Origin of the sequence: Nocardia sp. NPDC049149, assembly GCF_043197455.1 — a bacterium.
Taxonomy (GTDB): Bacteria; Actinomycetota; Actinomycetes; order Mycobacteriales; family Mycobacteriaceae; genus Nocardia.
Genome location: NZ_JBICTD010000006.1, coordinates 617,027 through 639,095 on the forward strand (window position 1 = coordinate 617,027; position 22,069 = coordinate 639,095).

The 22,069-nt window shown below is 67.3% G+C and carries 23 protein-coding genes; 11 read left to right on the top strand and 12 right to left on the bottom strand.

Features of this window, described 5'->3' with window-relative positions:
- The first annotated feature begins 176 nt into the window (after positions 1-176).
- From recD to ACGFNJ_RS27030, 5 genes are read left to right on the top strand one after another with little or no spacing between them, the layout of a single operon-like run.
- Positions 177-2,090, top strand: a complete 1,914-nt coding sequence (recD, locus tag ACGFNJ_RS27010) for an exodeoxyribonuclease V subunit alpha (protein WP_393453740.1) — start codon at positions 177-179, stop codon at positions 2,088-2,090.
- A gap of 49 nt (positions 2,091-2,139) precedes the next feature.
- Positions 2,140-2,613 carry an RNA polymerase sigma factor gene (locus tag ACGFNJ_RS27015; protein WP_393454194.1) on the top strand — a complete coding sequence of 158 codons (474 nt, stop codon included), beginning with the start codon at positions 2,140-2,142 and terminating at the stop codon, positions 2,611-2,613.
- On the top strand, positions 2,613-3,230 hold the full coding sequence (locus ACGFNJ_RS27020; RefSeq protein WP_393454197.1) for a methylated-DNA--[protein]-cysteine S-methyltransferase: 618 nt from the start codon (positions 2,613-2,615) through the stop codon (positions 3,228-3,230). Before ACGFNJ_RS27015 ends, ACGFNJ_RS27020 begins: the two co-directional genes overlap by 1 nt.
- 50 nt (positions 3,231-3,280) lie before the next feature.
- Positions 3,281-4,009 (top strand): 2OG-Fe(II) oxygenase, encoded by a 729-nt coding sequence (locus tag ACGFNJ_RS27025; RefSeq protein ID WP_393453743.1) that lies wholly within the window; start codon positions 3,281-3,283, stop codon positions 4,007-4,009.
- A gap of 4 nt (positions 4,010-4,013) precedes the next feature.
- Positions 4,014-4,268 carry an Ada metal-binding domain-containing protein gene (locus ACGFNJ_RS27030; RefSeq protein WP_393453746.1) on the top strand — a complete coding sequence of 85 codons (255 nt, stop codon included), beginning with the start codon at positions 4,014-4,016 and terminating at the stop codon, positions 4,266-4,268.
- A 78-nt stretch (positions 4,269-4,346) separates the two neighbouring features.
- Here ACGFNJ_RS27030 and ACGFNJ_RS27035 read toward each other — a convergent pair whose 3' ends face one another.
- On the bottom strand, positions 4,347-4,550 hold the full coding sequence (locus tag ACGFNJ_RS27035; protein WP_069166293.1) for a cold-shock protein: 204 nt from the start codon (positions 4,548-4,550) through the stop codon (positions 4,347-4,349).
- 667 nt (positions 4,551-5,217) lie between these two features.
- On the opposite strand from ACGFNJ_RS27035, the gene ACGFNJ_RS27040 reads away from it, so the two are divergent.
- Positions 5,218-6,168, top strand: coding sequence for an alpha/beta hydrolase (locus ACGFNJ_RS27040; RefSeq protein ID WP_393453749.1), 951 nt, complete (start codon positions 5,218-5,220; stop codon positions 6,166-6,168).
- Positions 6,169-6,201: 33 nt separating this feature from the next.
- Here ACGFNJ_RS27040 and ACGFNJ_RS27045 read toward each other — a convergent pair whose 3' ends face one another.
- Together ACGFNJ_RS27045 and ACGFNJ_RS27050 are read right to left on the bottom strand one after the other, a co-directional pair.
- On the bottom strand, positions 6,202-6,555 hold the full coding sequence (locus ACGFNJ_RS27045) for a hypothetical protein (RefSeq protein ID WP_393453752.1): 354 nt from the start codon (positions 6,553-6,555) through the stop codon (positions 6,202-6,204).
- 43 nt (positions 6,556-6,598) lie between these two features.
- The gene (locus tag ACGFNJ_RS27050; protein ID WP_393453755.1) at positions 6,599-6,730 is read right to left on the bottom strand and encodes a hypothetical protein; all 132 of its coding nucleotides are present in this window, start codon (positions 6,728-6,730) and stop codon (positions 6,599-6,601) included.
- A 354-nt stretch (positions 6,731-7,084) separates the two neighbouring features.
- Between ACGFNJ_RS27050 and ACGFNJ_RS27055 the strand changes: the two genes are divergently transcribed.
- From ACGFNJ_RS27055 to ACGFNJ_RS27065, 3 genes are all read left to right on the top strand, one after another.
- The gene (locus ACGFNJ_RS27055; RefSeq protein ID WP_393453758.1) at positions 7,085-7,681 is read left to right on the top strand and encodes a TetR/AcrR family transcriptional regulator; all 597 of its coding nucleotides are present in this window, start codon (positions 7,085-7,087) and stop codon (positions 7,679-7,681) included.
- Between the two features lie 107 nt (positions 7,682-7,788).
- A complete protein-coding gene (locus ACGFNJ_RS27060; RefSeq protein WP_393453761.1) occupies positions 7,789-9,006 on the top strand; it encodes a cytochrome P450 in 1,218 nt (405 codons plus the stop codon).
- On the top strand, positions 8,999-9,226 hold the full coding sequence (locus ACGFNJ_RS27065; RefSeq protein WP_393453764.1) for a ferredoxin: 228 nt from the start codon (positions 8,999-9,001) through the stop codon (positions 9,224-9,226). Before ACGFNJ_RS27060 ends, ACGFNJ_RS27065 begins: the two co-directional genes overlap by 8 nt.
- Positions 9,227-9,229: 3 nt before the next feature.
- Here the strand turns inward: ACGFNJ_RS27065 and ACGFNJ_RS27070 are convergent, their stop codons facing one another.
- Positions 9,230-9,967, bottom strand: coding sequence for a nucleotidyltransferase domain-containing protein (locus tag ACGFNJ_RS27070; protein WP_393453767.1), 738 nt, complete (start codon positions 9,965-9,967; stop codon positions 9,230-9,232).
- Positions 9,968-10,267: 300 nt separating this feature from the next.
- On the opposite strand from ACGFNJ_RS27070, the gene ACGFNJ_RS27075 reads away from it, so the two are divergent.
- On the top strand, positions 10,268-11,287 hold the full coding sequence (locus ACGFNJ_RS27075; protein ID WP_393454200.1) for an NAD(P)/FAD-dependent oxidoreductase: 1,020 nt from the start codon (positions 10,268-10,270) through the stop codon (positions 11,285-11,287).
- Positions 11,288-11,316: 29 nt separating this feature from the next.
- Here the strand turns inward: ACGFNJ_RS27075 and ACGFNJ_RS27080 are convergent, their stop codons facing one another.
- From ACGFNJ_RS27080 to ACGFNJ_RS27115, 8 genes are all read right to left on the bottom strand, one after another.
- Positions 11,317-11,481, bottom strand: a complete 165-nt coding sequence (locus ACGFNJ_RS27080; protein ID WP_393453770.1) for a hypothetical protein — start codon at positions 11,479-11,481, stop codon at positions 11,317-11,319.
- Positions 11,482-11,707: 226 nt separating this feature from the next.
- Positions 11,708-13,822 (bottom strand): MMPL family transporter, encoded by a 2,115-nt coding sequence (locus tag ACGFNJ_RS27085; RefSeq protein ID WP_393453773.1) that lies wholly within the window; start codon positions 13,820-13,822, stop codon positions 11,708-11,710.
- Positions 13,819-15,018 carry a peptide synthetase gene (locus ACGFNJ_RS27090; protein WP_393453776.1) on the bottom strand — a complete coding sequence of 400 codons (1,200 nt, stop codon included), beginning with the start codon at positions 15,016-15,018 and terminating at the stop codon, positions 13,819-13,821. The genes ACGFNJ_RS27085 and ACGFNJ_RS27090 overlap by 4 nt, the downstream gene beginning before the upstream one ends.
- Positions 15,019-15,043: 25 nt before the next feature.
- Complete coding sequence (locus ACGFNJ_RS27095; protein ID WP_393453779.1) at positions 15,044-16,090, bottom strand: NAD-dependent epimerase/dehydratase family protein; 1,047 nt, start codon at positions 16,088-16,090, stop codon at positions 15,044-15,046.
- A complete protein-coding gene (locus tag ACGFNJ_RS27100) occupies positions 16,087-16,368 on the bottom strand; it encodes a hypothetical protein (protein WP_393453782.1) in 282 nt (93 codons plus the stop codon). Before ACGFNJ_RS27100 ends, ACGFNJ_RS27095 begins: the two co-directional genes overlap by 4 nt.
- Positions 16,365-18,044: a fatty acid CoA ligase family protein gene (locus ACGFNJ_RS27105; protein WP_393453785.1), complete on the bottom strand. Its 1,680-nt coding sequence runs from the start codon at positions 18,042-18,044 to the stop codon at positions 16,365-16,367. Before ACGFNJ_RS27105 ends, ACGFNJ_RS27100 begins: the two co-directional genes overlap by 4 nt.
- Positions 18,041-18,940, bottom strand: coding sequence for a hypothetical protein (locus tag ACGFNJ_RS27110; protein ID WP_393453788.1), 900 nt, complete (start codon positions 18,938-18,940; stop codon positions 18,041-18,043). Before ACGFNJ_RS27110 ends, ACGFNJ_RS27105 begins: the two co-directional genes overlap by 4 nt.
- Before the next feature lie 8 nt (positions 18,941-18,948).
- Positions 18,949-19,998 (bottom strand): 3-oxoacyl-ACP synthase III family protein, encoded by a 1,050-nt coding sequence (locus ACGFNJ_RS27115; protein ID WP_393453791.1) that lies wholly within the window; start codon positions 19,996-19,998, stop codon positions 18,949-18,951.
- A gap of 557 nt (positions 19,999-20,555) precedes the next feature.
- Here ACGFNJ_RS27115 and ACGFNJ_RS27120 point away from each other — a divergent pair.
- Positions 20,556-22,049 (top strand): flavin-containing monooxygenase, encoded by a 1,494-nt coding sequence (locus tag ACGFNJ_RS27120; RefSeq protein ID WP_393453794.1) that lies wholly within the window; start codon positions 20,556-20,558, stop codon positions 22,047-22,049.
- Positions 22,050-22,069: the final 20 nt, after the last annotated feature.

Genomic DNA, 22,069 nt, shown 5'->3' on the forward strand with positions numbered 1-22,069 from the left:
TGGCATGCCAAATCGTGTGCGGGAACTCAAAACGGGTGCGGCTCGCCGGCGTCCACGTTCGATCGCGCCGGTCGGCAACGCAGCCGCACCGTTTCTGACGTCCCGCACACGGTCTCGCATGCCAGATCGTGTGCGGGAGATCAGTCGGGGTGCGTTGCTGGTGAGGGGAGTGCGCGGTGACGTCGATTCAGTTGGCGCAGCGGGGGACCGGGTTGTTGCGGACGTTCAACGAGGCGGGTGTGCTGTCTGCCGCGGACGTGCATGTCGCGGTGCGGCTGGGCAGGCTCGGCCGCGAGGAGACCGAAGAGGTGCTGTTCGCGGCGGCGCTCGCGGTGCGCGCGGTGCGGTCCGGATCGGTCTGCCTCGAGCTGCACCGGATGCGGGAGATCGGCATCGATGCGGACGAAACCTGGGATACGGGTGAGCGGATCGATCCGGCGACACTGCCGTGGCCCGATATCGAGGCGGTGGTGGCCGCGCTGCGGGTGAGCCCGCTGGTGACCGGCGGGCAGGCAGGGCCGTTGTGCCCGCTGCGGTTGGTCGAGTCGCAGCATCGTGACGACTCGGGTCCGCTGCTCTACCTGGACCGGTACTACCAGCAGGAGCAGACGGTCCGCCGGGTATTGACCGAGCGGTCCGGGCAGCACCCGGTGGTCGACCCGAATATCATTCGCCGCGAACTGGATCGGCTGTTCGACGCGCCGACCCCCGGCACACCGGACCGGCAGCGCCTCGCGGCCGCACTTGCCGCGACGCACTGGACCACGGTCGTCGCGGGCGGACCCGGCACCGGCAAGACGCACACCATCGCGCGCATCATCGGCCTGCTCGACGCGCACCGCAAAGCGAATCCCAAACTGCCCGCACTGCGTATCGCATTGGCCGCGCCGACCGGCAAGGCGGCGGCCCGCCTGCAGGAGGCGGTCCGCGAACAAGCCGACGCACTCGGCTTGCCCGATCTCACCGCGGCCACGCTGCACCGTCTGCTCGGCTGGCAGCGCGGCCGCACCACCCGGTTCAAGTACCACGAGTTCAACCGACTGCCCTACGACGTGATCGTCGTCGACGAGACGTCCATGGTGTCGCTGACCATGATGAGCAGGCTGTTCGCCGCGCTGCGCCCGGACACCAGGCTCGTCCTCGTCGGCGACCCGGATCAGCTCGCCTCGGTCGACGCGGGCGCGGTGCTCGCCGACCTCGTCGCGGGACCCGTTGCCGGCCTGCCGAACCCGTTGCTCGACGAGATCCTCGGCGCGGACTCGCCGGAATCCGCGACCCAGGAACAGCATCCGGCGGCACTGTCCACACTGGAACGAACCCGCCTGCGCGGCGGCATCGTTCGCTTGACCAGGGGTCGTCGCTTCGGCGGCCGGATCGCCGATCTCGCGGTCGCGGTCCGCGCAGGCGATGCCGACACCGCACTCGAGCTGCTGCGCGCGGGCGGCGACGAACTGTCGCTGAGCGCGCCCGACGAGATGGCCGCGGTGCGTGCGGATGTCGTGCGCGCCGCCCGCGAGGTGACCGCCGCTGCCCTCGACGGTGACGCGACCGGCGCGCTCACCGCACTCGAATCGCACCGCCTGCTGTGTGCGCACCGCCAGGGACCATTCGGCGTCGAACGCTGGGACCGGATGGCAGGCGAATGGGCGGCCGCGGCGGGTGCTGGTGCCGAGTCGCATTCCGCGCCTTGGTATCCCGGCCAACCGCTGCTCGTCACCGCCAACGATCACGAGGCCCGCATCTACAACGGTGACACCGGCGTCGTGGTGCGCATGCCCGACGGTTCGCTGCGCGCGGCGCTGCAACGCGGCAGTGAGCCGTATCTCGTACACCCCACCCAATTCCCGGCTGTTGTCACGGTATTCGCGATGACGATCCACCGCAGTCAGGGCAGTCAGTACGACACCGTCTCGGTGGTGCTGCCCGAACCGGAATCGACGCTGCTCACCAGGGAACTGCTCTACACGGCGATCACCCGCGCCCGCCGCCACGTCCGCATCATCGGCACCGACGAGTCCATCAGGGCCGGTATCGCACGCCGGGTGCTGCGCGCCAGCGGGTTGTCCCGGCCTGTCGAGAACAGCCGATGACCAGCGCATCTCACGTTTCCGGCGACCCGCGCGTCTACCCAGTGTGAGATTGCCTCCGTTCGAGGAAGTAGTGGCCGAATACGGCCCGATGGTATTACGTGTCTGCCGGGCGGTGCTCGGTCCGACAGATGCGGCCGACGCGTGGTCGGAGACTTTCCTGTCCGCGCTACGCGCCTATCCGGACCTCGACCCCGACGCGAACATCGAGGCATGGTTGGTCACCATCGCGCACCGGCGCGCGATCGACATCGGCCGCGCGCTCACCCGCGCCCCCGTCCCGGCCGAGACACTGCCCGACCGCCCGGCCACCGACCGTGGTCCGGCCGACTACGACCCTGACCTGTGGGCAGCGCTGAAAGTGTTGCCGCCCAAGCAACGTCAGGCCGTCGCCTACCACTACCTGGCGGGCCTACCGCACGCCGAAATCGCTGAACTGCTCGGCAATTCCACCGACGCCGCGCGCCGCGCCGCCGCCGACGGCATCAAGACGCTGCGCAAGCTCTACCTGAAGGATGAGACATGATGGCTACCATTGACCGCGGCGATGCGAACGGGCTGTTCGAGGGCTTGACCTCCGACAGCGCCGAACAGCTCGCCGCACTGCACCGCCGGTTGGCGGCCGCCGCGCAGGCCGAGGGCCTGCTCGATATCGCTTACCGCACACTGGATACCCCTGTCGGCACGTTGCTGCTCGCGGCGACCCCGGTCGGGTTGGTGCGGGTCGCGTACCCCAACGAGAACCACGACGCCGTATTGACCACGCTCGCTGAACGGGTCAGCCCGCGGGTGCTCGCCGCGCCCGCCCGCCTCGATGCCGTGGCCAGGGAGATCGACGAGTACTTCGCCGGGGCCCGAACACGTTTCGACCTGCCGCTCGATCTGCAGCTGACCGGCGGATTCCGTCGTCAGGTCATCGAGCAGCTTTCCGATATCGGGTACGGACGGCGTGCCAGCTACGCCGCGGTGGCCGCCGCGGTCGGCAATCCGCGTGCTGTGCGCGCGGTCGGGTCGGCATGCGCGCACAACCCACTGCCCGTGGTGATTCCGTGCCACCGAGTGGTGCGCAGCGATGGATCGATCGGCCAGTACGTGGGCGGCATCGAAGCGAAAACCACGCTGCTGACGCTGGAAGCGGCGTAAGCAGTCCGAAATTTGTTGCCGCCAGGCAACCCGCTGACCTTGGAGGCGGTATGGAAAACACAAATACCCTTGCGACAGTGGCGGATCGAGTGGATGCGGAGCCGTGGCCCGATCTCATGGAGGAGATCGACGCGTACGGTTGCGCGCAAACCGGCCCGCTCCTGACACCCGACGAATGCGCCGAGTTCACCGAAATGTGGGACAACACAGCGCGATTCCGCTCCACCATCGACATGGCGCGCTACCGGTTCGGTCAAGGCACCTATCGATACTTCGCCGAGCCGGTGCCCGAGCTGATCATGGTATTGCGTGGCGCGTTCTATCGAAAGCTGTTGCCGGTGGCCCGTTCCTGGGCCGAACGGCTCGGTGACCCGGCACCGTGGCCCGACGACTTCGCGGACTGGCTCGGCGCATGCCATGCCGCCGGGCAGTCGAAGCCGACCCCGATCCTGTTGCGCTACACCGCGGGGGACTGGAACGCCCTGCACCGCGACCTCTACGGCGATCTGGTGTTTCCGCTCCAGGTGGTGATCGGCTTGGATCGGCCGGGCATCGACCACACGGGCGGTGAGTTCCTGCTCGTCGAACAACGGCCGCGTGCGCAGTCGAAAGCCACGGTCACTGTGCTGCAGCAGGGCCACGGCCTGATCTTCACCACCCGCGATCGCCCGACGCCGTCGAGCCGCGGCTGGTCACGTGCCCCCGTTCGGCACGGTGTCAGCCGGATCCGCGGCGGCATCCGGCACACCCTCGGGCTTGTGCTGCACGACGCTCAATAGTCGCGTGTACACGTTGCTCGACGCCGCCGGTCGCCCGTACCTGAGCCTGACTTCCGGACGGTACGGCGGCCATCGGCGCGGCAAAATCTACGGCCGCCTCGACTGTCCGTCGGCGCTGCGCGCCCTCGCGCGCGGTGCGTATCGCGCGCACCGGGTCTTCTTCGCCGACGAAGCGACGGCGGTCAGCGCGGGCTACCGGCCGTGCGCGGTATGCCTGCCTGATCGGTACGCGGTCTGGAAAGCGGCGCGATCCCAATAAAAAAGCCGCACGGGGCGGCGAACATCTGGGTGGCGTGCTCCTCCCACCGAACGTGGGAGGAGCGCCAATCCGGCCAGATCAGATGGCGCGGACGTCCGTGGCCTGCGGACCCTTCTGGCCCTGGCCGACCTCGAACTCCACACGCTGACCCTCATCGAGGGACTTGAACCCGGACCCGCCGAGAGCCGAGTAGTGGACGAAGACGTCGGGTCCGCCGCCGTCCTGCGCGATGAAGCCGAACCCCTTCTCCGCGTTGAACCACTTGACGACGCCCTGTGTCATATTTTCTCCTCTTACTCGGTGATGATTTCAGTCCACGGAATTGATGTAGAAAAAGGACTCAGTGGACAGCATTCCATGCGCAAGGCCCACTTGGTTACCGCGGACGCGCGGTCGACTACCGAAGCATTCTCCGCGCGCTGCTCGGCTAACTTACCGCCGACAGCGCTGGCGCCGCGCTAGCCTACCTTTCCGAATCGATTTCGGATAGGGCCGGGTGCACAGGGTTGATGCACAGCTGATGAACAGCCTTCGGCGCGCCGTCCTGCGGGAACGCGGTGCAAGGGGCCTTCGGCACGCCGGGTTCAGCGTTTTTCGGTTGGCAGCGGAGCCCTCGGGTGTGATTTCGAGGCGAAATTTTTGGGGTGGCGTGTCGATTTTTCGCCGATTCGAGTCGAAATTTCGGTGGAGATTTGTTGGTCGACGGTGGTTGTAAAAACACCTGGACCTGCCGAAATAGACACTGCGCGCACCGATGATGCTGTCGTGCTTGGCTTCTCGGAAAATTGTCGGACACGCGGGGAAAATCGCATGATTTGTCGACCGTAAGGTGTTCAGATCGTCTTCGGAGGGCGGCGGTGCCCCTGGTTTCGGGGGCAGCGGTGGTGCCCATGGGATTTGGGGCCTCGCTTCGTGTTTGCTGGCGGTGCTGCGGCGGTATAACGGAATAGTGGCGGCTGCAAAGAGTTTGGGTGTTTTCGTCGGTACCTTGGTGGTCGCTGTCGCGGCGTCCGTCCTCTGCGTCGGGACTGCCGGTGCGGCGCCGGGCGGCGCGCACGTGGTCGAGGAAGCCTCGCTCGGTGGGTCGGTGTCGCGGATCGACGTGTACTCGCCGTCGATGGACAAGGTGGTGAGCAACAGGGTGATTCGCGCCGCGGGCGGGCCCGCGCCCACCCTGTATCTGCTCACCGGCATCGGCGGCGGCGAAGACGGCATCTCGTGGTGGGACAACACCCATGTCCGAGAGTTCTTCGCCGACAAGCACGTCAACGTGGTGATGCCGGTCGGCGGCGCGTACAGCATGTACACCGACTGGCTCGCCGACGATCCGCGCGTCGGCCGCGCCAAATGGCAGACCTACCTCACCCACGAATTGCGGCCCGTGCTCGACGCACAACTCGGCACCACCGGCCGCAGCGCCATCGCCGGAGTCTCGATGAGCGCAGGCTCCGCGATCGATCTCGCGATCCAGGCGGGCAACATTTACAGCGCGGTCGCCGCCTACAGCGGCTGCCCGTGGAGCTCCGACCCGCTCGGCATCGCGATGGTCAGCGCCCAGGTGAGTCGCGGCGGCGGCAACACCGCCAACATGTGGGGCGCGGCAGGCGATGCCGTTTGGCGCGCCCACGACGCCTACGTCAACGCCGCCGCCCTAGCCGGAAAGACCGTCTACCTCTCCGCGGCCACCGGCACCTACGGCGCCATCGACCAGGGCGGTTTGGGCTTCCCGCCGGTCGAAGCGATCGCCAGCGCCTGCACTGCGGCCTTCGCGGGCCGCCTCACCTCGCTGGGCCTCCCGCCCATCCACGTCAACCGCCCCGAAGGCGCCCACACCTGGGGCCAATTCGAAACCGACCTCTACGACTCCTGGCCCCACCTGGCCGCCGCTCTCGGCGCCTGACCCGACTCCCGCCGCCGTAACACCGAGGGCGGATCAGGAGTTGCGATTGATCAACTCGGTGAACTCCTCGGCATGCCGACCCGACACCTCGAACGTGACACGCGCAGGCTCAACCGGCCCATGCGCACCAACAACCGGCCCAGGCACCATCGACGCGACCAACTCTCGAAGCTCATCAAAGCTCAACGCCCCGAGCCCCCGCCGCTGCCAATGCATTTCGAGCGGCGACAGCGGCCCCTCGATCAGTGCGGCCAACAGATCCTCGACCCCCACATAGTTGTGTCCGTGCTCAGCGGCGATCGCCGCCGCCCGCCGCAGCGCGATGATCACGCCCGGCGCAGCACCGGTCACCGTGGTAACGGTCTCGTCCCGCTCAGTAGCCGTCACACCGATCCTTCCCCGAGGTGGACAGTGAGTCAGAGCCCAAACGCTACTCCTTGAAGCTGTAGCGGGTATGTCCGCCGGAGTCGAGGATCTCGAGGCCGGCGTAGAAGCCGCCGACGCACCAGATTCGGGTCGTCTTTCCCGGTGCCGGGCAGACGGTCTTGTCCTTCTTGGTCACCGGCTGCTCCGAGCACCGGACGACGATGCCGCCGCCCTCGACACAGTCGGAGACGCGGATCGCGTTCGCGGGTCCTGCTGCGATGATCAGGCCGACGAGGACTCCGGCGACGACACCGGTGCCGCGGCGGATAGCAGAGATAGAAAGAGCTGTGCCGCTATCTCATTGAAGACAACGGCTTCCCCAAGCGGGTGCCGCCTCCGGGGTCACCCGCATCCTTGAATACTTGGACCCGCGGGCGGGCTGATCGGTTCCCTTGTCTTGGACAGCGGGGTTGACGCAGGTGGGTGGTCGCGTGTCCGGTTTGTCCTGGCTTACGCTGCTGGTCCGGGGGATTGGCGACCGGAGGATTTAATGGAGAGTGCGAACGAGGCTGGGAGTCGGAAGCGGGATTCGGCGGGGACGCGGGCGGCGTTGTTGGGGGCGGCGCAGGAGTTGTTCGCGGAGAAGGGGTTCGAGCGGGCTACGGTGCGGGAGATCGCGGGGCGGGCGGGGGTGAATCAGGCGCTGTTGTTCCGGTATTTCGGGAGCAAGGACGAGTTGTTCCGGGCTGCGATTGCGGATCAGGGGCGGCGGGTGTTGGAGGAAGGGCCGGTCGACGGACTGTTCGGGCGGCTGCTCGCGCGAGCGCTGGCACCGGAAGGTTCGGTGGCGCAGGGGTATTGGTTGCAGGCGGCGTTGCGGTCGAGCGGGCACGACGAGGGAGTGTCGGCGATTCGGCGGGAGTTGGGCGACGAGTATGTGCGGGCGCTGTCGTCGCTGACGGACGGGCCGGATAGCGAGTTGTGTGCGGACCTGTTGCTCGCCTGGCTGCTCGGCATCGGGTTGATGCGCTCGGTGCACCGCCGAGAACCCTTGGCCGGCGCCGATCCGGCGGTGGTTGCCGGTCATGTGCTACGCGCCGCGCAAGTTCTGCTCGCCGGTGTGGACGTGAATTTCCCACCGCCGTAACGTAATCCGGGCGTTGACGGGCCATTGTGAGCTCCCTAACATCGATGTTGTAAGCACGTGCTTACATCGAATCAATGCCCCTGTCTGCTTCGGGGAAGGGAGACTGCATGACCGTGAACACCGAGGTGCGCCACTATCCTTTCGGCGCACCAGTCCGTCTCGACATGCACCCGCTCTACGCGAAACTGCGCCAGGAGGAGCCGGTTTCCCGCGTTCAACTGCCCTATGGCGGCGAGGCCTGGTTGGTCACCCGCTACCAGGACGCCAAGCTGGTGCTCGCCGACCCGAGGTTCAGCCGCGCCGCCACCGTTGGCCGCGAGGACATTCCCCGCACCTCCCCGGAACCCTCCCGCCCCAACTCACTGCTCAGCATGGACGCGCCCGAGCACAGCCGACTCCGCAAGCTGGTCGCGAAGGCATTCACCACCCGCCGGGTCGAGCAATTGCGCCCGCGCGCACAGGAAATCGTGGCTCAACACCTCACCGCGATCGAATCCGCAGGCCCGGTGGCCGATCTGGTGCAGGGTCTCGCGCTGCCGCTGCCGGTCACCGTGATCTGCGAATTGCTCGGTGTCCCAACGCAAGACCAGCACCGATTCCGGGATTTCTCCGACACCGTGCTGACCACCACCGCGCACACCCGAGCCGAGATCGCCGACGCGCGTACCGCCCTCGAGGCCTACCTCGCCGAGGTGGTGGCGCAGCGCAGGGCCGAACCGGCGGACGACCTACTCGGCGCGCTGGTCGCCGCTCGCGACAACGAGGACCGGCTCACCGAGGACGAACTGGTCAACTTGGGCATCGGCCTGCTGATCGCGGGCCACGAAACCACCGCGAACCAGATCGCCAACTTCACGTATGTGCTGCTCGCCCAACCGGATAACTGGGCCATGCTGCGCGATCAGCCGGACCTGGTGCCCGGCGCCATCGAGGAACTGCTGCGCTTCGTGCAACTCGGCTCCGGCGGCGGATTCGCCCGCGTCGCCACCGAGGATGTTACATTGAGCGGCGGCATCATCGTGCGCGCCGGCGAATCGGTGGTCGTCAACACCCAGTCCGCCAACCGCGACGAGGCCGTGTTCGACCGTCCCGAGGACCTCGATCTCACCAGAGAACACAACCCGCACATGGCCTTCGGCCACGGCATCCACCACTGCCTCGGCGCCCAACTGGCCAGGCTCGAGTTGCAGGTCGCGCTCGGTACGTTGCTGCGACGCTTCCCGGAATTGCGTTTGGCGGTACCGGCCGAGGACGTACCGTGGAAGACGGGCCTGCTGGTACGCGGCCCGAAAGCCCTTCCAGTGAAATGGAACTCGCATGCCTGAACAGTGGCGTATCGAAGTCGACCGGGACACCTGCCTCGGCTCGGGTGTCTGCGTCGGCATGGCACCCGACCACTTCACCCTCGTCGACGGCCGCTCCAGCCCACGAGCCGACACCGTCGACCCGGACGACGTGGTCGTCGACGTCGCCGATTCCTGCCCCGTCGAGGCGATCCTGGTCCGAGTAGCCGACACGGGAAAGATCCTCGCCCCAGAACAGTGAGTGTCAGGCGGTCAGCAGGGTTTCGGCCTCGCTGACCGCCCGCTCCAAGGCATCGACCCGCAGCCCGGCCACGATCGTGTCGATGTCGCGCAGCCCGGCTCGCTCCAGTAGCCGCTTTTCGTTGGTGGTCCACTCGCCGCGGGCGGCGAGGATCGCGTGCGCGGTCTGCATGGCCGCGACGGCGAGTGCGCCCGCGACTTCGGTGGTTTGGCCGCGACGGGCGTAAGCACCTCTCGCGTACCGCAGCGTCATCGAGGCTCGGTTCCGCCAAATCGGCGGCGCCGCAACGCGTAACGCCTCCGGGTACTCGGGGTTCGGTAGTCGCCCGCGCAGCACCTGGTTGACGGCGAGCTCGGCGACGACGAGGTAACTCGGGATGCCTGCGAGATGGAACATCAGCGGCTCCCAATGGAATCGGCCTGCCCTGGCCTCGGCGAGCTCGTGTTCGACCACGTCGAGGTCGCGGTAGTGCACGTCGACCTTCCTGCCTTCGATGGTGAGCCAGGCGCCGCCGTTGAAGACGCCGCCGCCCCAGCCGCCGAGTTCGGACACCTCGCCGGGCCAGCCGATGTCGCGCAGGTGTCCTGGGTCGAAACCGTCGCGATAGTAGACGGCGAGGTCCCAGTCGCTGTCCGGCGTGTGGGTGCCTTGCGCGCGCGAACCGCCGAGCGTGACGGCGCGCACACCGGGCAGCACGGTCAATTGGTCTGCGACATGCGAAAGGAAGGTTTTGTCGGTCATCGTGTAGTCCCTGCAGAAGGTGGGTAAGAAACTGCGGCCCGCATCACCGCTGAAACCCCTTCGGGGGCAGCGTCATTCGGCGGGTGCACTAGCCATCGGGTCGTCACTCCACGACACTGAGTCTATCGACCAGCAGGTATGAGCTCGACTGATTTTCCGCACAACCGAACGGTCATTCGGCTTTCTCGGGTGGGGTGCGCTAGTCCTGGCCGGGTCCCCGTCTCGACAACTTGCCAATTCGGCAACAAATATTGCCACGCGGCTTCATGTGCGCGCATGGTGATCGTGGAGGTGGTCATGATGACTGAACAGCAGAAAAACGGCTACGACGTGGTGATTATCGGTGGCGGCGCGGCCGGGTTGAGCGGGGCGCTGATGCTGGCCCGCGCCCGCCGCTCGGTGGTGGTGCTCGATGCGGGCGAGCCGCGCAACGCCCCGGCGTCGGGCGTGCACGGGCTGTTCGCTCTGGACGGAATCCCACCGAGCGAGTTGCTGGAGCGCGGCCGCGTGCAACTGCGCGAGTACAGCGGCGACGTGGTGCACGGCCGAGTCGACGCGGCGACGCGGGTGGCCGACGGCTTTGTGGTGACGACGACGGACGGCCGTGCATTCCGCGCGCGTCGGCTGCTGGTGACCACCGGCCTCGTCGATGAACTACCGGACATCCCTGGGCTGCGCGCGCGGTGGGGCCGCGACGTCGTGCACTGCCCGTACTGCCACGGCTGGGAGGTCAGGGACCAAGCAATCGGTGTGCTCGGCGTCGGACCGATGGCGGTGCATCAAGCATTGCTGTTCCGGCAGTGGAGCCCCGACGTCACGCTCTTCGCCCACACCATGCCCGCGCTGGCTGTCGCCGACGCGGAACAGCTTGCCGCCCGCGGTATTCGGGTGGTCGACGGCGAGGTTGCGTCCCTGGAGGTCGTCGACGATCGCCTTACCGGAGTGCGGCTGTCCGACGGCACCGTCGTGCCCCGCGCGGCCGTGACGGTCATGTCGTGGATGCGTGCGCGCACCGACTTCCTTGCTGCACTGGGACTTCAGCCTGTTGCGCACCCGTCCGGTCTCGGCGAGCACATTCCCGTCGACGCGACCGGCCGCACCGAAGCACCAGGCATATGGGCGGCAGGCAACGTCACCGATCTTTCCGCGCAGGTCAGCGGTGCGGCAGCAGCGGGAGCCTTCGCGGCGGCACAGATCAACGCCGACCTGGTCGCCGAGGACACCCGCCAGGCGGTGGCCGCGTGGCGCGACCCGTTCTCTGCTGAGAACGAGTCGCGGGTCAGCGAATTGGTGGGCAACGACCATCGCCACGGCCTCTGATCGACGAAAGCGCCTGGCGTATGCGCCGATCAGCTCTCCGGGCGCGGGATCAGCTCCAGATGTTCGGCCTGCACCACCGCGGTGGTGCAGGCTCGTCGACCGGTCACGAGGGTGACACCGCCACCGTGCGCCACCAGCCATCTGCCGCATACGCAGCGCAGATACCGCACCGAACCATGCGTCGAGACGAGCATCGGCGATGGCCAGGAGCACGAGGGGCAGGGGGCAGACATGGGAGCTAAGCCTGGGTATAGATCGGATGTATTGCAATCTTCGCGGCGGCGTGGCGGCGAACTGTACGAAGATTGGTTCACAAACGCGACATTCGCAGATAACTCGGTCGATTCGGGCAGGTGGAATCGGGCGTTTCGGACGGCAGCCGTGCCGAACAGGTTGAGCAGCGTTGCCGGATGCGGAGATTCAGGGAATCGGGGCGGGCGCTGTCACCTGCTCGACGGTGGCCGGGACGAGGCGACGGCGGCGGCCCGGCGTCCACCAGTTGGCCGGGCCCATCAACTTGACCAGCGCGGGGACCAGCAGCATGCGGACCAGGGTTGCGTCGATGAGCAGCGCGATGATCATGCCGAGGCCCAGAAAGCGCATGGGGGTCAACGGGGAAAGCGTGAACGCGCCGGTGACGATGATCAGCAGCGTCGCGGCGGCGGTGATCACCCGCGCGGTCTTGAGCGTGCCGATGCGCACCGCGCCCGCGGTGTCGGCGCCCGTCGTGTGCGCCTCGACCATCCGCGACAGCAGGAAAACCTCGTAGTCGGTGGACAACCCGAACACGACCGCGATGATCAGCACGAGCATGCCCGCGGCCAGCGGACCGGGGCTGACGCCGAGCACACCGGCCAGATGGCCGTCGTCGAAGATCCAGGTGAGCACGCCGAATGTGGCCGCGAGGCTGAGGAACGCCATGACAACGGCCTTGAGCGGCAACACGATCGATCGGAACGCCGCCCACAGCAACAGCACGGTGGCGGTCACCATCGCGAGGATCATCCACGGCATGGCCCGCACGATCGAATCGACACTGTCCGCGGTCGCCGCGGTGTCGCCGCCGATGCGCCACACGGTGCCGTCCGGGGGAGTCAGTGCCCGAATGTCTTTGACGGTGGCCGTCGCGCGTTCGCTGCGATCGGTGGCGTCCAGGAAAGCGTGGAACACCACGAAATCGTCGGCGCGGCCGACGGGTAGCACCTGTTTGACGCCGTCGACGTGGCTCAGCGCGGTGCTCGCGCCGTCGACGGTGGCCGATTGCGGCGGGCCGTCGACTCCTTGGAGGACGGCGGTGACACCGCTGCTCGCCGCAGGGAAGCGCGCCGTGAGTTCCTCAACGGTGCTGCGCATCTCGTTGCCCGCGGGCAACGCCCGATGGTCGATATCGCCGAGTGTCGCACCGGTGAGCGGCGCGGCGAGGACCAGCAGCACCGCGCCGACGACGACGGTGACGACGCCGGGCCGCCGCAGCACGGCGTCCACCACCCGCCCCCAGAAACGCTCGGTCCGATCCTTGCTGCCCGCCTTGCCGATTCGCGTGCCGAACAGTGCCAGCAAGGCGGGCAGCACCGTCAGCGAGAGGAACGCGGCCAGCGCCACCGCGGCGATCGCGCCGAAACCCAACGAGCGAAGCACCGCCTGTGGAAAGACGAAAGTGCCTGCGAACGCACAGATCAGCAGCAGCGCCGAGAACGCGACGGTGCGGCCTGCGGTGGCGTAGGTGCGTGCGATCGCCGCCTCGATGGCGTGCCCACCGGCGAGCTCCTCCCGGAATCTGGTCACCAGGAAGAGCCCGTAGTCGATCGCCATGCCGAGCCCGATCAGTGAGGCGATGTTCACCGCGAAGGTACTCACCTCGGTGAATTCGGTGAGCACCCGGATGACGCCCATCGCACCGAGCACCGCGAGCGCCCCGACCGCCACCGGCAGCGCGGCGGCGACCAGGCCGCCGAACACCAACACCAGGATCAGCAATGTCAGCGGCAGCGAGAGGGATTCGGCCCGGACGAGGTCGTGCTGCGACTGGGTGTTGATCTGGGTGGCCAGCGCGCTGTAGCCGGACAGCTTGGTCGGGACGCCGGGAACTTCCAGTGCCCCTTGGATATCGGGGTAGGCCGCGACCCGCCGGTTGTCGTCGCCCGCCAGGAAGACGGCGGCGATGGCCTGCCGGTTGTCGGCCGACTTCATGAACTGTTTCCGCGGCGGCACACTGTTCCAATAGGTTTCGATCGGGCGCTGCAACAGGCGCGGATCGATGGTGGCCAGCGACTGCTGCACTCGCGGGCCGATATCGTCGAGTGTCTGCCCGTCCGGCGCCGTGTACAGCGCGACCGCGTCGGGCGTCTGCGGGCCGAAGTGCTCGCGCACCAGCCGGTCGACCAGCGCCGACTCGCTGTGCGGGTCGGTGAATCCGGCGGCGCTGACCTTGTCGGCGGTGTGCGCGCCGATCAGGCCGAGTAGCAGCATCACGCCGACCACGACGGCGAGCATCGTGCGTGGCCTGGCGATGATCAGTCGGGCAACGGCAGTCATCGGACAGGCGAATCGTGGGACGCGAGATCGGCTTCCAGTGTGCTGGCGATCGTGTCGAGCAGGGCCTCCAGGCGCGATTCGATCCCGGCACCGTTGCGACACGACACCGTCAGCTCGATCTTCCCGCGCACCTCGACCATGCCGAACAGCAGCGGCATCGACCCGGTGTGCTGCGGCAGCACCCGCATCGTTGTCGGCGTCCAGCCGGGGATGGCCAGCTCGTCCAGGTCGACCTTGCCCATGTGGGACACGGTGGCCGAGACCATGTTCCGGTTGAGCCTGGCGCCGAGCCAGTTGCTCATCCGCAGCACGGCGCGCACCGCGGCGGGCGGGAACTTCGACAGGCCGCCGTTGTCGAGCTGGTTGAGTTCGGTGCGGGCCTGCAATCCGGTGCGCATCTGCGCGCTGATGGCGTCCCAGCTGTCACCCGGCGCGACGTCGAGAAACAGTGGTAGCGCGAGATTTCCGGTCGAGCGAAGGGCAGGGTCGTGCCTGCGCAGGTCGACCGGGACCATGAAGCGGGACTTGCGCCCGTTGGCCGCGGCCAGGATTGCGGAGACCCGGGCGACGAGGCCCTTTCCGGTCGCGTGAATGGTGCGGTGTCGCAACAACCATCGCACGGCCTGCGGATCTTGGCGGCCGGTTCCGGTCGGTGCGGGATAGGTCGGGAGCACCAGGGTCTGCCTGCCGGGGGCGCCGACCTGCGCCACCAGTTCGGTGTCGGCGATCGCGTCGGGCGCGCCGATCGGCGGGACGCCGCGCAGTGCGCGGAGCACGTCGTCGGCCCACATCCGCATGCCCATTCCGTCCATCACGCCGTGGAAGACCCGGAACACGAGGGTGGTCTCGGCGCCGGTCAGCAGCAGCACCTCGGTGGTCCGTTCGGGTGTCGGTCCCATCGGACTGTTCAGCACCGCATCGTTTTCCAGCGCTGTGTAGTCCAACGTCCAGTCCGGCACCACCCGCACGGTGGCCGCGACGCCGCTGTCCACCCAGTAGGCGCCGTCGCGCACCAGGCGCGCACCGGGATTGGCCTCGGACGCCACCTCGACCGCCCGCTGCAACGCGACCGGGTCGATGCTGCCGGTGCCGTGCACGGCCATGTGCATCAGGAAAGGCGGCGTCACCTCCCTGGTGAAGAAGTACAGGCGCTCGGTCGGCGAGATCTTTCTACGGAAGACGTTGTCGGGGTACATGATTGCCTCCGGTACTGCAGCGTGTTCAGCGCAGGTTTCGAGTGAGTTCGACGGCCCCGCCCTGCGTGTCGAGCCAGGCGAGGAAGGAAGCCAGCCCGCTGTCCCGGTCGACGATCGGCTGGTAGCCGAAATCACGAGCGGCGGCGCTGGTGTCGTAGGTGGCGCTGCGGGTCATCAGCGCGACGGCGTAGCGCGACAGCGGCGGCGACCAGCGGGTCGCGACAGCCGGTATCCGCCAGACGGTTTCGAGCACGGCGACCACCGCATTGATCACCTTCGGGTTCGGTTGCCTGGTCGGCGGCTGATAGCCGAGCTCCGTCGCGACCGACGCGAGGAACTCCCAGACGTTGGTCTTTTCGGCATCGGCGAGGAAATAGGCCTTGCCGCCCACCGCATCCGAGGCCGCCGCTCGCACACAGGCCTCGACGACGTTGTCGACGTGGCACAGCGACGCGTACACGGTGCGCCCGAACGAGATGTCCGGCAGCTTCCCGGTGCCGGTGCGCCCGAGCAGTCGCACGATCGGCCCCGACCGGTCGCCCGCGCCCCAGATCGCCCGCGGCCGCAGTGCGCAGGTGGTGAATCCCGTGGTATTCGCGGCCAGTACGGCGCGTTCGGCCTCGGCCTTGGTCTCCGAGTACAGGTTCAGGTAGCGGCGTGGATAGGGCACCGACTCGTCGATGTCGAGCTGGTCGCCGCCGTCGTAGTCCATCAGCGCACTCGGGCTGGAGATGAATACGAACCGGGACGCGCCGCCGCGTCGCGCGGCGTCGAGAAGCCGCTCTGTCGCGCGCACGTTCTCGTTCCAGAACTGTTCCCGCGTGCCGCGCTCGTCCACCCGTGCGGCGCTGTGGATCACGAGGTCGACGCCGTTGGTGGCCTGCACCAGCGACGCCTGGTCGGTGAGATCGCCGTAGACGACCTCGACCCGGTCGACATCCGTGCCGAGGTCGGCGAGATTGCTGGTGCGCCGCACCAGAATCGACACATCGTGCGCGCCGTCGCGCACCAGCCTGCGCACGATCGCGCCGCCGAGGAAGCCGGACGCGCCGGTGACCAGTACCTTACTCATCGGGGTTGCTCCTGTTCGGGTTGCGTTCGCCACCAGGTCATTCCGAAGATCTGGGTGAGTACCGCCGTCTCGACGGGGGAGCGGCCCGATCCTTCGGCGGCCCGCAGTGCTGGCCGGATCTGGGCCGCGTGCACCACGACGCTGAGGAACGCGTCGATCCACCACGCGGCGCGCAGCAGCCGGTTGCCCGGCACCCGATTCGTGGCGATCGCGACCACACCGCCCGCCAGGTACACCCAGCCGAGTACGGGAATCGCCCGCAGCGCTGTTGTTTTCATCGCTTTGCGTCCGCTCCGATCCGCTGTGCCGCCCACTGCGCCAACTGCTCGCGCCCGATCTTGGCGTTGTGCCGGATGTCGACGGGGAACCCGGGATGCACCAGGAAATCGTCGATCGCCCGGGTGAGCTCGAACTCGGTGCCGCGGGCCCGCAGCGCGGCCTCGACCGTCGCCGCCACCGCATCGGGTTCGAGCTCGACACAGAGCACCGGTCGTTGCGCACCCCGCGCGCCGACTCCGACGAGCGCGGTCCGCGCCACCCCGGCCACGACATTGAAGATCTGCTCGACCTGCACGGTGAACATCGGCCCTGCGGCGGTGACCACCCGCTGGCTCTTGCGTCCGCAGAACCAGATTCGGCCGTCGTCGTCGATCCAGGCGAGATCGCCGGTGCGATGCCAGATCCGATCACCGTCGACGATCTTGCCCTGCCGGTTCGCCTCCTCCGGCCAGTAATAGTGCGTGCTGACATTCGGCCCGGCGACGACGAGTTCGCCGATCCCGCGCGAGGAGTCGAGTTCGCCCGCGAGCTCCTCGACCCGCGCCCAGGTCGGCAGCGGATCGTCGGTGATGGCGACCACTCTGGCCTCGATCTGGTCCGCCGGCTTGCCGATGCAGGTGCCCTCGCCGCGGTGCGTCCGCTCCACCAGCCCGCCGAACAGCTCCCGAGATTCGATGAGCGACATGGGCAGTGCCTCGGTGGACCCGTACCCGGCGTAGATCTGCACGTCCTCACTGAGCACCTCGCGCAGCCCGGCGATGCACCAGTCCGGTACCGGTGCACCACCGGAGTAGATGCTGTGCAACGTCTTCAGCTCGGTCGGTTGCTGTTCGAGGTGCCGCAGCAGCGGGATCAGCAGCGCGGGTGAGCCGAACATCGTCTTGACCCCGAACCGGTCGATCGCGTCCGCGACGTGCGCGGGATCGGTCGAGCCGACCTTGCTTGGAATCAATGGCGGTAGCACACAGCGTGATCCGAGCAGCAGGTCGAGAATCCCGACCAGCGGCAACGTGATCAGCGAGGTGTCCGGCGCGACCCGGCCACGGGCCGTGTGCACCTGTTCCACCATCGACGCGAGATTGCCGTGCGTCAGTTCCACCGCCTTGGCGGGACCGGTACTGCCGGTGGTGAATCCGATGACGAGCACATCGCCTGGATCGGCGGGCACCCGCTCGGGCGCGGCGCCGGTCGGCGTCGTGCCCCACGCCGCGAGCCGCTCGCCGCGCCAGAACCAGCGCTTGCCAACGGTTACCGTGGTCCGCACCTTGCGGAAGCTGCGCCGGAACAGCACCCGCACCGCGTGCGCGGGTGGAATGCCGATGAACGCCTCCGCCTCGACCGCGCGCAGGCAGTGCACCATCTTGCGCAGGCCCATGCCTGGATCGATGACCACGGGCACGGCGCCGATCTTCAAGAGCCCGAACAGGATTGCGTAGAGCTCCGGACTCGGCAGCACCAGCACGATGGTGCGGGTGCCCGACCCGACCCCGGCCGCGGTGAGCCGCTCGGCGATCGTCTCGGACCAGTCGTCGAGCTCGCGATAGCTGACGTGTCGATAGGACGGCAGGTCCGCGCCGGTCTTCCCGTCGGGGAAGATGACCGCTTCCCGATCCGGTTCCGTGCGCGCGAACGCACGGAACCGGTCGATGGCCGCCCAGTAGGTCGGCGAGGTCACCCAGCGGCCCCGGGCAGCCGGTACAGCACCGCCGCCGCCGACGGCCCCGCGCCCGCCGCGACGAACAGCACATCGGTGAACCCGGCCAGCGTGCCTGCGGCGACGGCCCGATCGTAGGCCTGTGGCAGCGAGGCAGTGTGCGGGTCGCCGTCCACCAGATCCGGTGTGCGGACCGCGTCCTGGTCGATGCCGAGGGCATCGGCGAGCTGCTTGGGGAACTGTGCGCTCGGCGTCGAGGCGATGAGCGCGATGGCGGTCACGTCGCTGTGCGCGGGCAGCGCGGCTCGCGCGGCCTCGATCGCCACGCTCAGCAACCGGTCCTCGAAGTCGGGCTCGCGCTCGACCGTCATCAGGCCGCGCCCGACGCTGCCCATGGTCGCGGTGTCGACATACGCCTCGACCGCGGGAGTGCCCTCGCCGTTCACCGTGTGCACCTTGCCGAAGCCCTCCGGCCCGTCGGTGTGCGCCAGCAGCAGCGCGGCTCCCGAAGTGGCGTAAGGGAAGTCGTCGGTGGCGGCCGACCGCGTCATCGACGGGTGACCGTCGCCTGCGACGACGAGCACGTGCCCGGCACTGCCGGTGGTCAGGATGGACGAGGCGACCTGGACCGCGTTGAGCACGCCGGTCGCGCCGTTCATCAGGTCGAACGAGAAGGTCCGCGGATCGTCCTTGGCGTATTCCAGGCCGATGCCCGCCGCCTTCTGGATCAGCGCGGAGACCGCGGGTTCCACGGTGTTGGAGTCGCGGAAGACGCCCGCGTTGATGAACACGCCGATCTGGTCGGGGCGGACCCCGGCCCGCTCCAGGCTCTGCTTCGCCGCGCGGCCGCTGTTCTCGACACTGCTGAACGTGTCGGTGGCACGGCTGATTCCGGTGGACTTGATGTACACGCCCATGGCTGACCTCAGACCTTCAGAGACGAGATGGTGGTGGACAGGAAGCCGGTCACGATGCCGGAGGCGGCCGGAATCATCAGCAGCTTCGAGCCTGCCGGGATGTTCTGGTCGCTGAGCTGGTCGTGCAGCACGATGAAATGCGAAGTGGTCGAGGTGTTTCCGTATTTCTCGATGACCCGCAGATCCGGCGGCATCGGGGTGCCGAATTCGCGTTCGCAGATCGCGTTCATCCACGGGATCGCGGCGGCGCCGAACTGGTGGTGGATGACGTAGTCGAACTTCTCGTCGGCGAAGGTGCGGCCCCGCGCCTCGAGGTAGTTGATCTGGCTGTTGGTGCCCAACAGGAAGCGGTCTTCGTTGTGCATTTTGCGGTTGTCGGTGTACAGCGCAACACCCTGGCTCTTGTCGCTCGGCATGCCGAGACACAGGTGCGAGTACTCCGAGGCCGTCATCAGCTCGATGTAGTGGATCTTGTCGTTGTCGTCGACCGCCTGGTCGAGCACGACCGCGGCGCCCGAGTCGCCGACGGACAGCGACGCGAACTGCAGATCGTATTTCTCGGAAATCTCCGCGACGGCCGTGTCGGCGATGGGAGTAATCGCCTCACCGCTGACCACCATGCCGTTGCGCACGACACCCGAGCGGATCATCCGGTCCAGAATATAAGTGCCGGTGAGCATTCCGGCACAGGCGTTGGATACGTCGAAGGTAATGGCGTTCTTCGCTCCGATAAGACGGCTTATCGACCCGGCGAAGGACGGCTCCATGTACATCCGGGTGGCGTGGTTGCTTCGGGTGATCGAGGTGGAGATGATCACGTCGAGTTCCGTTGCGTCGTAGCGCGACCTGGACAGACAGTCCTGCGCGGCCTTGACGGCGATCGCGAACGAGTCTTCGTAGGACTCCGGACCTGTGTCGTGCACCCGGCGTTCCCGCACACCGGTAATTTTTTCGAGATCGAAAGACGGGGGTTCCTTCAGCCGGGAGAGCAACTCCTGGGTTGTGACGATATTCGAAGGCAGATAGGCGCCGATGGATTCGAATCGAGAATGCGACACGCGCGCTCCTGAAAGCGTCGAAAGAATACGGTTCCGGATCGTCTCTGATCTTCGGTGCGTCGGACACTACCCGACGGTAACTAGGAATGCCTACGCCCGACAGACGCCCTTGTGCACCATTCCAAGAGTTGGTGTTTCGTGAGGTATCACTAACTGGTGATCGACTGGCTAAGCCTGCTCACGTAGGTGTTTGCGGGCGGAAGATCGCGGGTGCCAACACCTTTCGAGCGGTGTGCTGTGCGATATGCGCACAGCGCGACTATGGTCGACATCGCATTACGGCGAATAGTTGGCTAACTTCCCGACTTGGGCGACGGTGCGGCTGGTTCTATAGCGAATGTGAGTGACTTCACTGCGAAGCATGCAATTGGATACCGCTTGGTATCTCGCGCAAGACTTCTTATCGTCAAACAATCAACTATGTTGCGGCCGAGCGGAACCCGAATGCCGAGCATGCTCGAGGTGACCGGCTCGGCGCGCGATGCGTCGAGCTGCGGTGGAATACAGCCACGGTGGATAGGCTTGGACCAGCATGTCTACCAGCAAAGGAGACCGCGATGACCACCGTCGCCGAGCACATCGATGTGCTCATCGTCGGGGCCGGCCTGTCCGGCATCGGCGCCGCCTATCACGTGCAGCGGGCGTTCCCCGGGCGGACCTACGCGATCCTGGAGGGCCGCGAGTCGCTCGGCGGGACCTGGGATCTGTTCCGCTACCCCGGAATTCGCTCGGATTCGGACATGTACACCCTCGGCTACCGGTTCAAGCCGTGGCTGGGTGACAAGGCGATCGCCGATGGCGCGTCCATCCTCGACTACGTGCGCGACACCGCCACCGAGAGCGGCATCGACCGGCACATCCGCTTCCAGCACCGGGTGGTTCGGGCCGAATGGTCGTCGGAGGAGAACCGGTGGACCGTGCACGCCGAACGCGCCGACACCGGCGCTGCCGTCACCTTCAGCGCCGGATTCCTGCTGTCCTGCTGCGGCTACTACCGCTACGACGAGCCGTACACCCCGGACTTTCCCGGCGTCGACCGATTCACCGGACCCGTTGTGCACCCGCAGTTCTGGCCTGCGGACCTGGACTACGCGAACAAGAAGGTGGTACTCATCGGCAGCGGCGCCACCGCCGTCACGCTCGGCCCCGCGCTCACCGCACAGGGCGCGCACGTGACCATGCTGCAGCGCAGCCCGAGCTACATCATCTCCGCACCCGAGCGCGACAACCTTGCGCTACGGGTGCGCCGTTTTCTCTCGCCCCGCGCCGCCTACGCGGTCGCGCGCGCCAAGAACGTGGCGCTGGCCACGGTGATGTATCAACTGAGCCAACGGTATCCGGCGAACATGCGCAAGCGGATCCGCGGCTGGCAGGAACGCTGGCTGCCGCCGGGGTTCGACATCGACACGCACTTCACGCCGAGCTACAACCCGTGGGATCAGCGACTGTGCCTGGCGCCCAACGGCGATTTCTTCCGCGCCATCCGTAAGGGCAGGCTGGACGTGGTGACCGACCGGGTCGAGACGTTCACCGAGACCGGCGTGCAACTCGCCTCCGGCGCCACCCTCGACGCCGACATTGTCATCACCGCAACGGGTTTGAACCTGCTCGCGTTCGGCGGCGTCGAGCTGGAGGTGGACGGTCGGCCGGTGACCTTGTCGGAGCACATGGCCTACAAGGCGATGATGCTGTCCGACGTGCCGAACTTCGTCTACGTCATCGGCTACACCAACGCCTCGTGGACGCTGAAGGCAGATCTGGTGTCGGAGTATCTGGTTCGGCTGCTGCGGCACATGGACGCGCACGGTTATGCGCGGTGCCTGCCGGTGCGTGACCCGTCGGTCGGCGCCGAATCGTTGTTCCTGAACTTCACGCCGGGGTATGTGTTGCGGGCCGCGAATCAGTTCCCGATCCAGGGCGATCGCGCGCCGTGGCGGCTGCGGATGAACTATCTGCGTGACCTGGTGGCGTTGCGGCACCGGCCGATCGCCGACGACGCACTGAGTTTCGCGCGGGCCGGGCAGACCGAGCCGGTGGGCGCCAGGGACTGACCTCCATGCGAACTCGCACC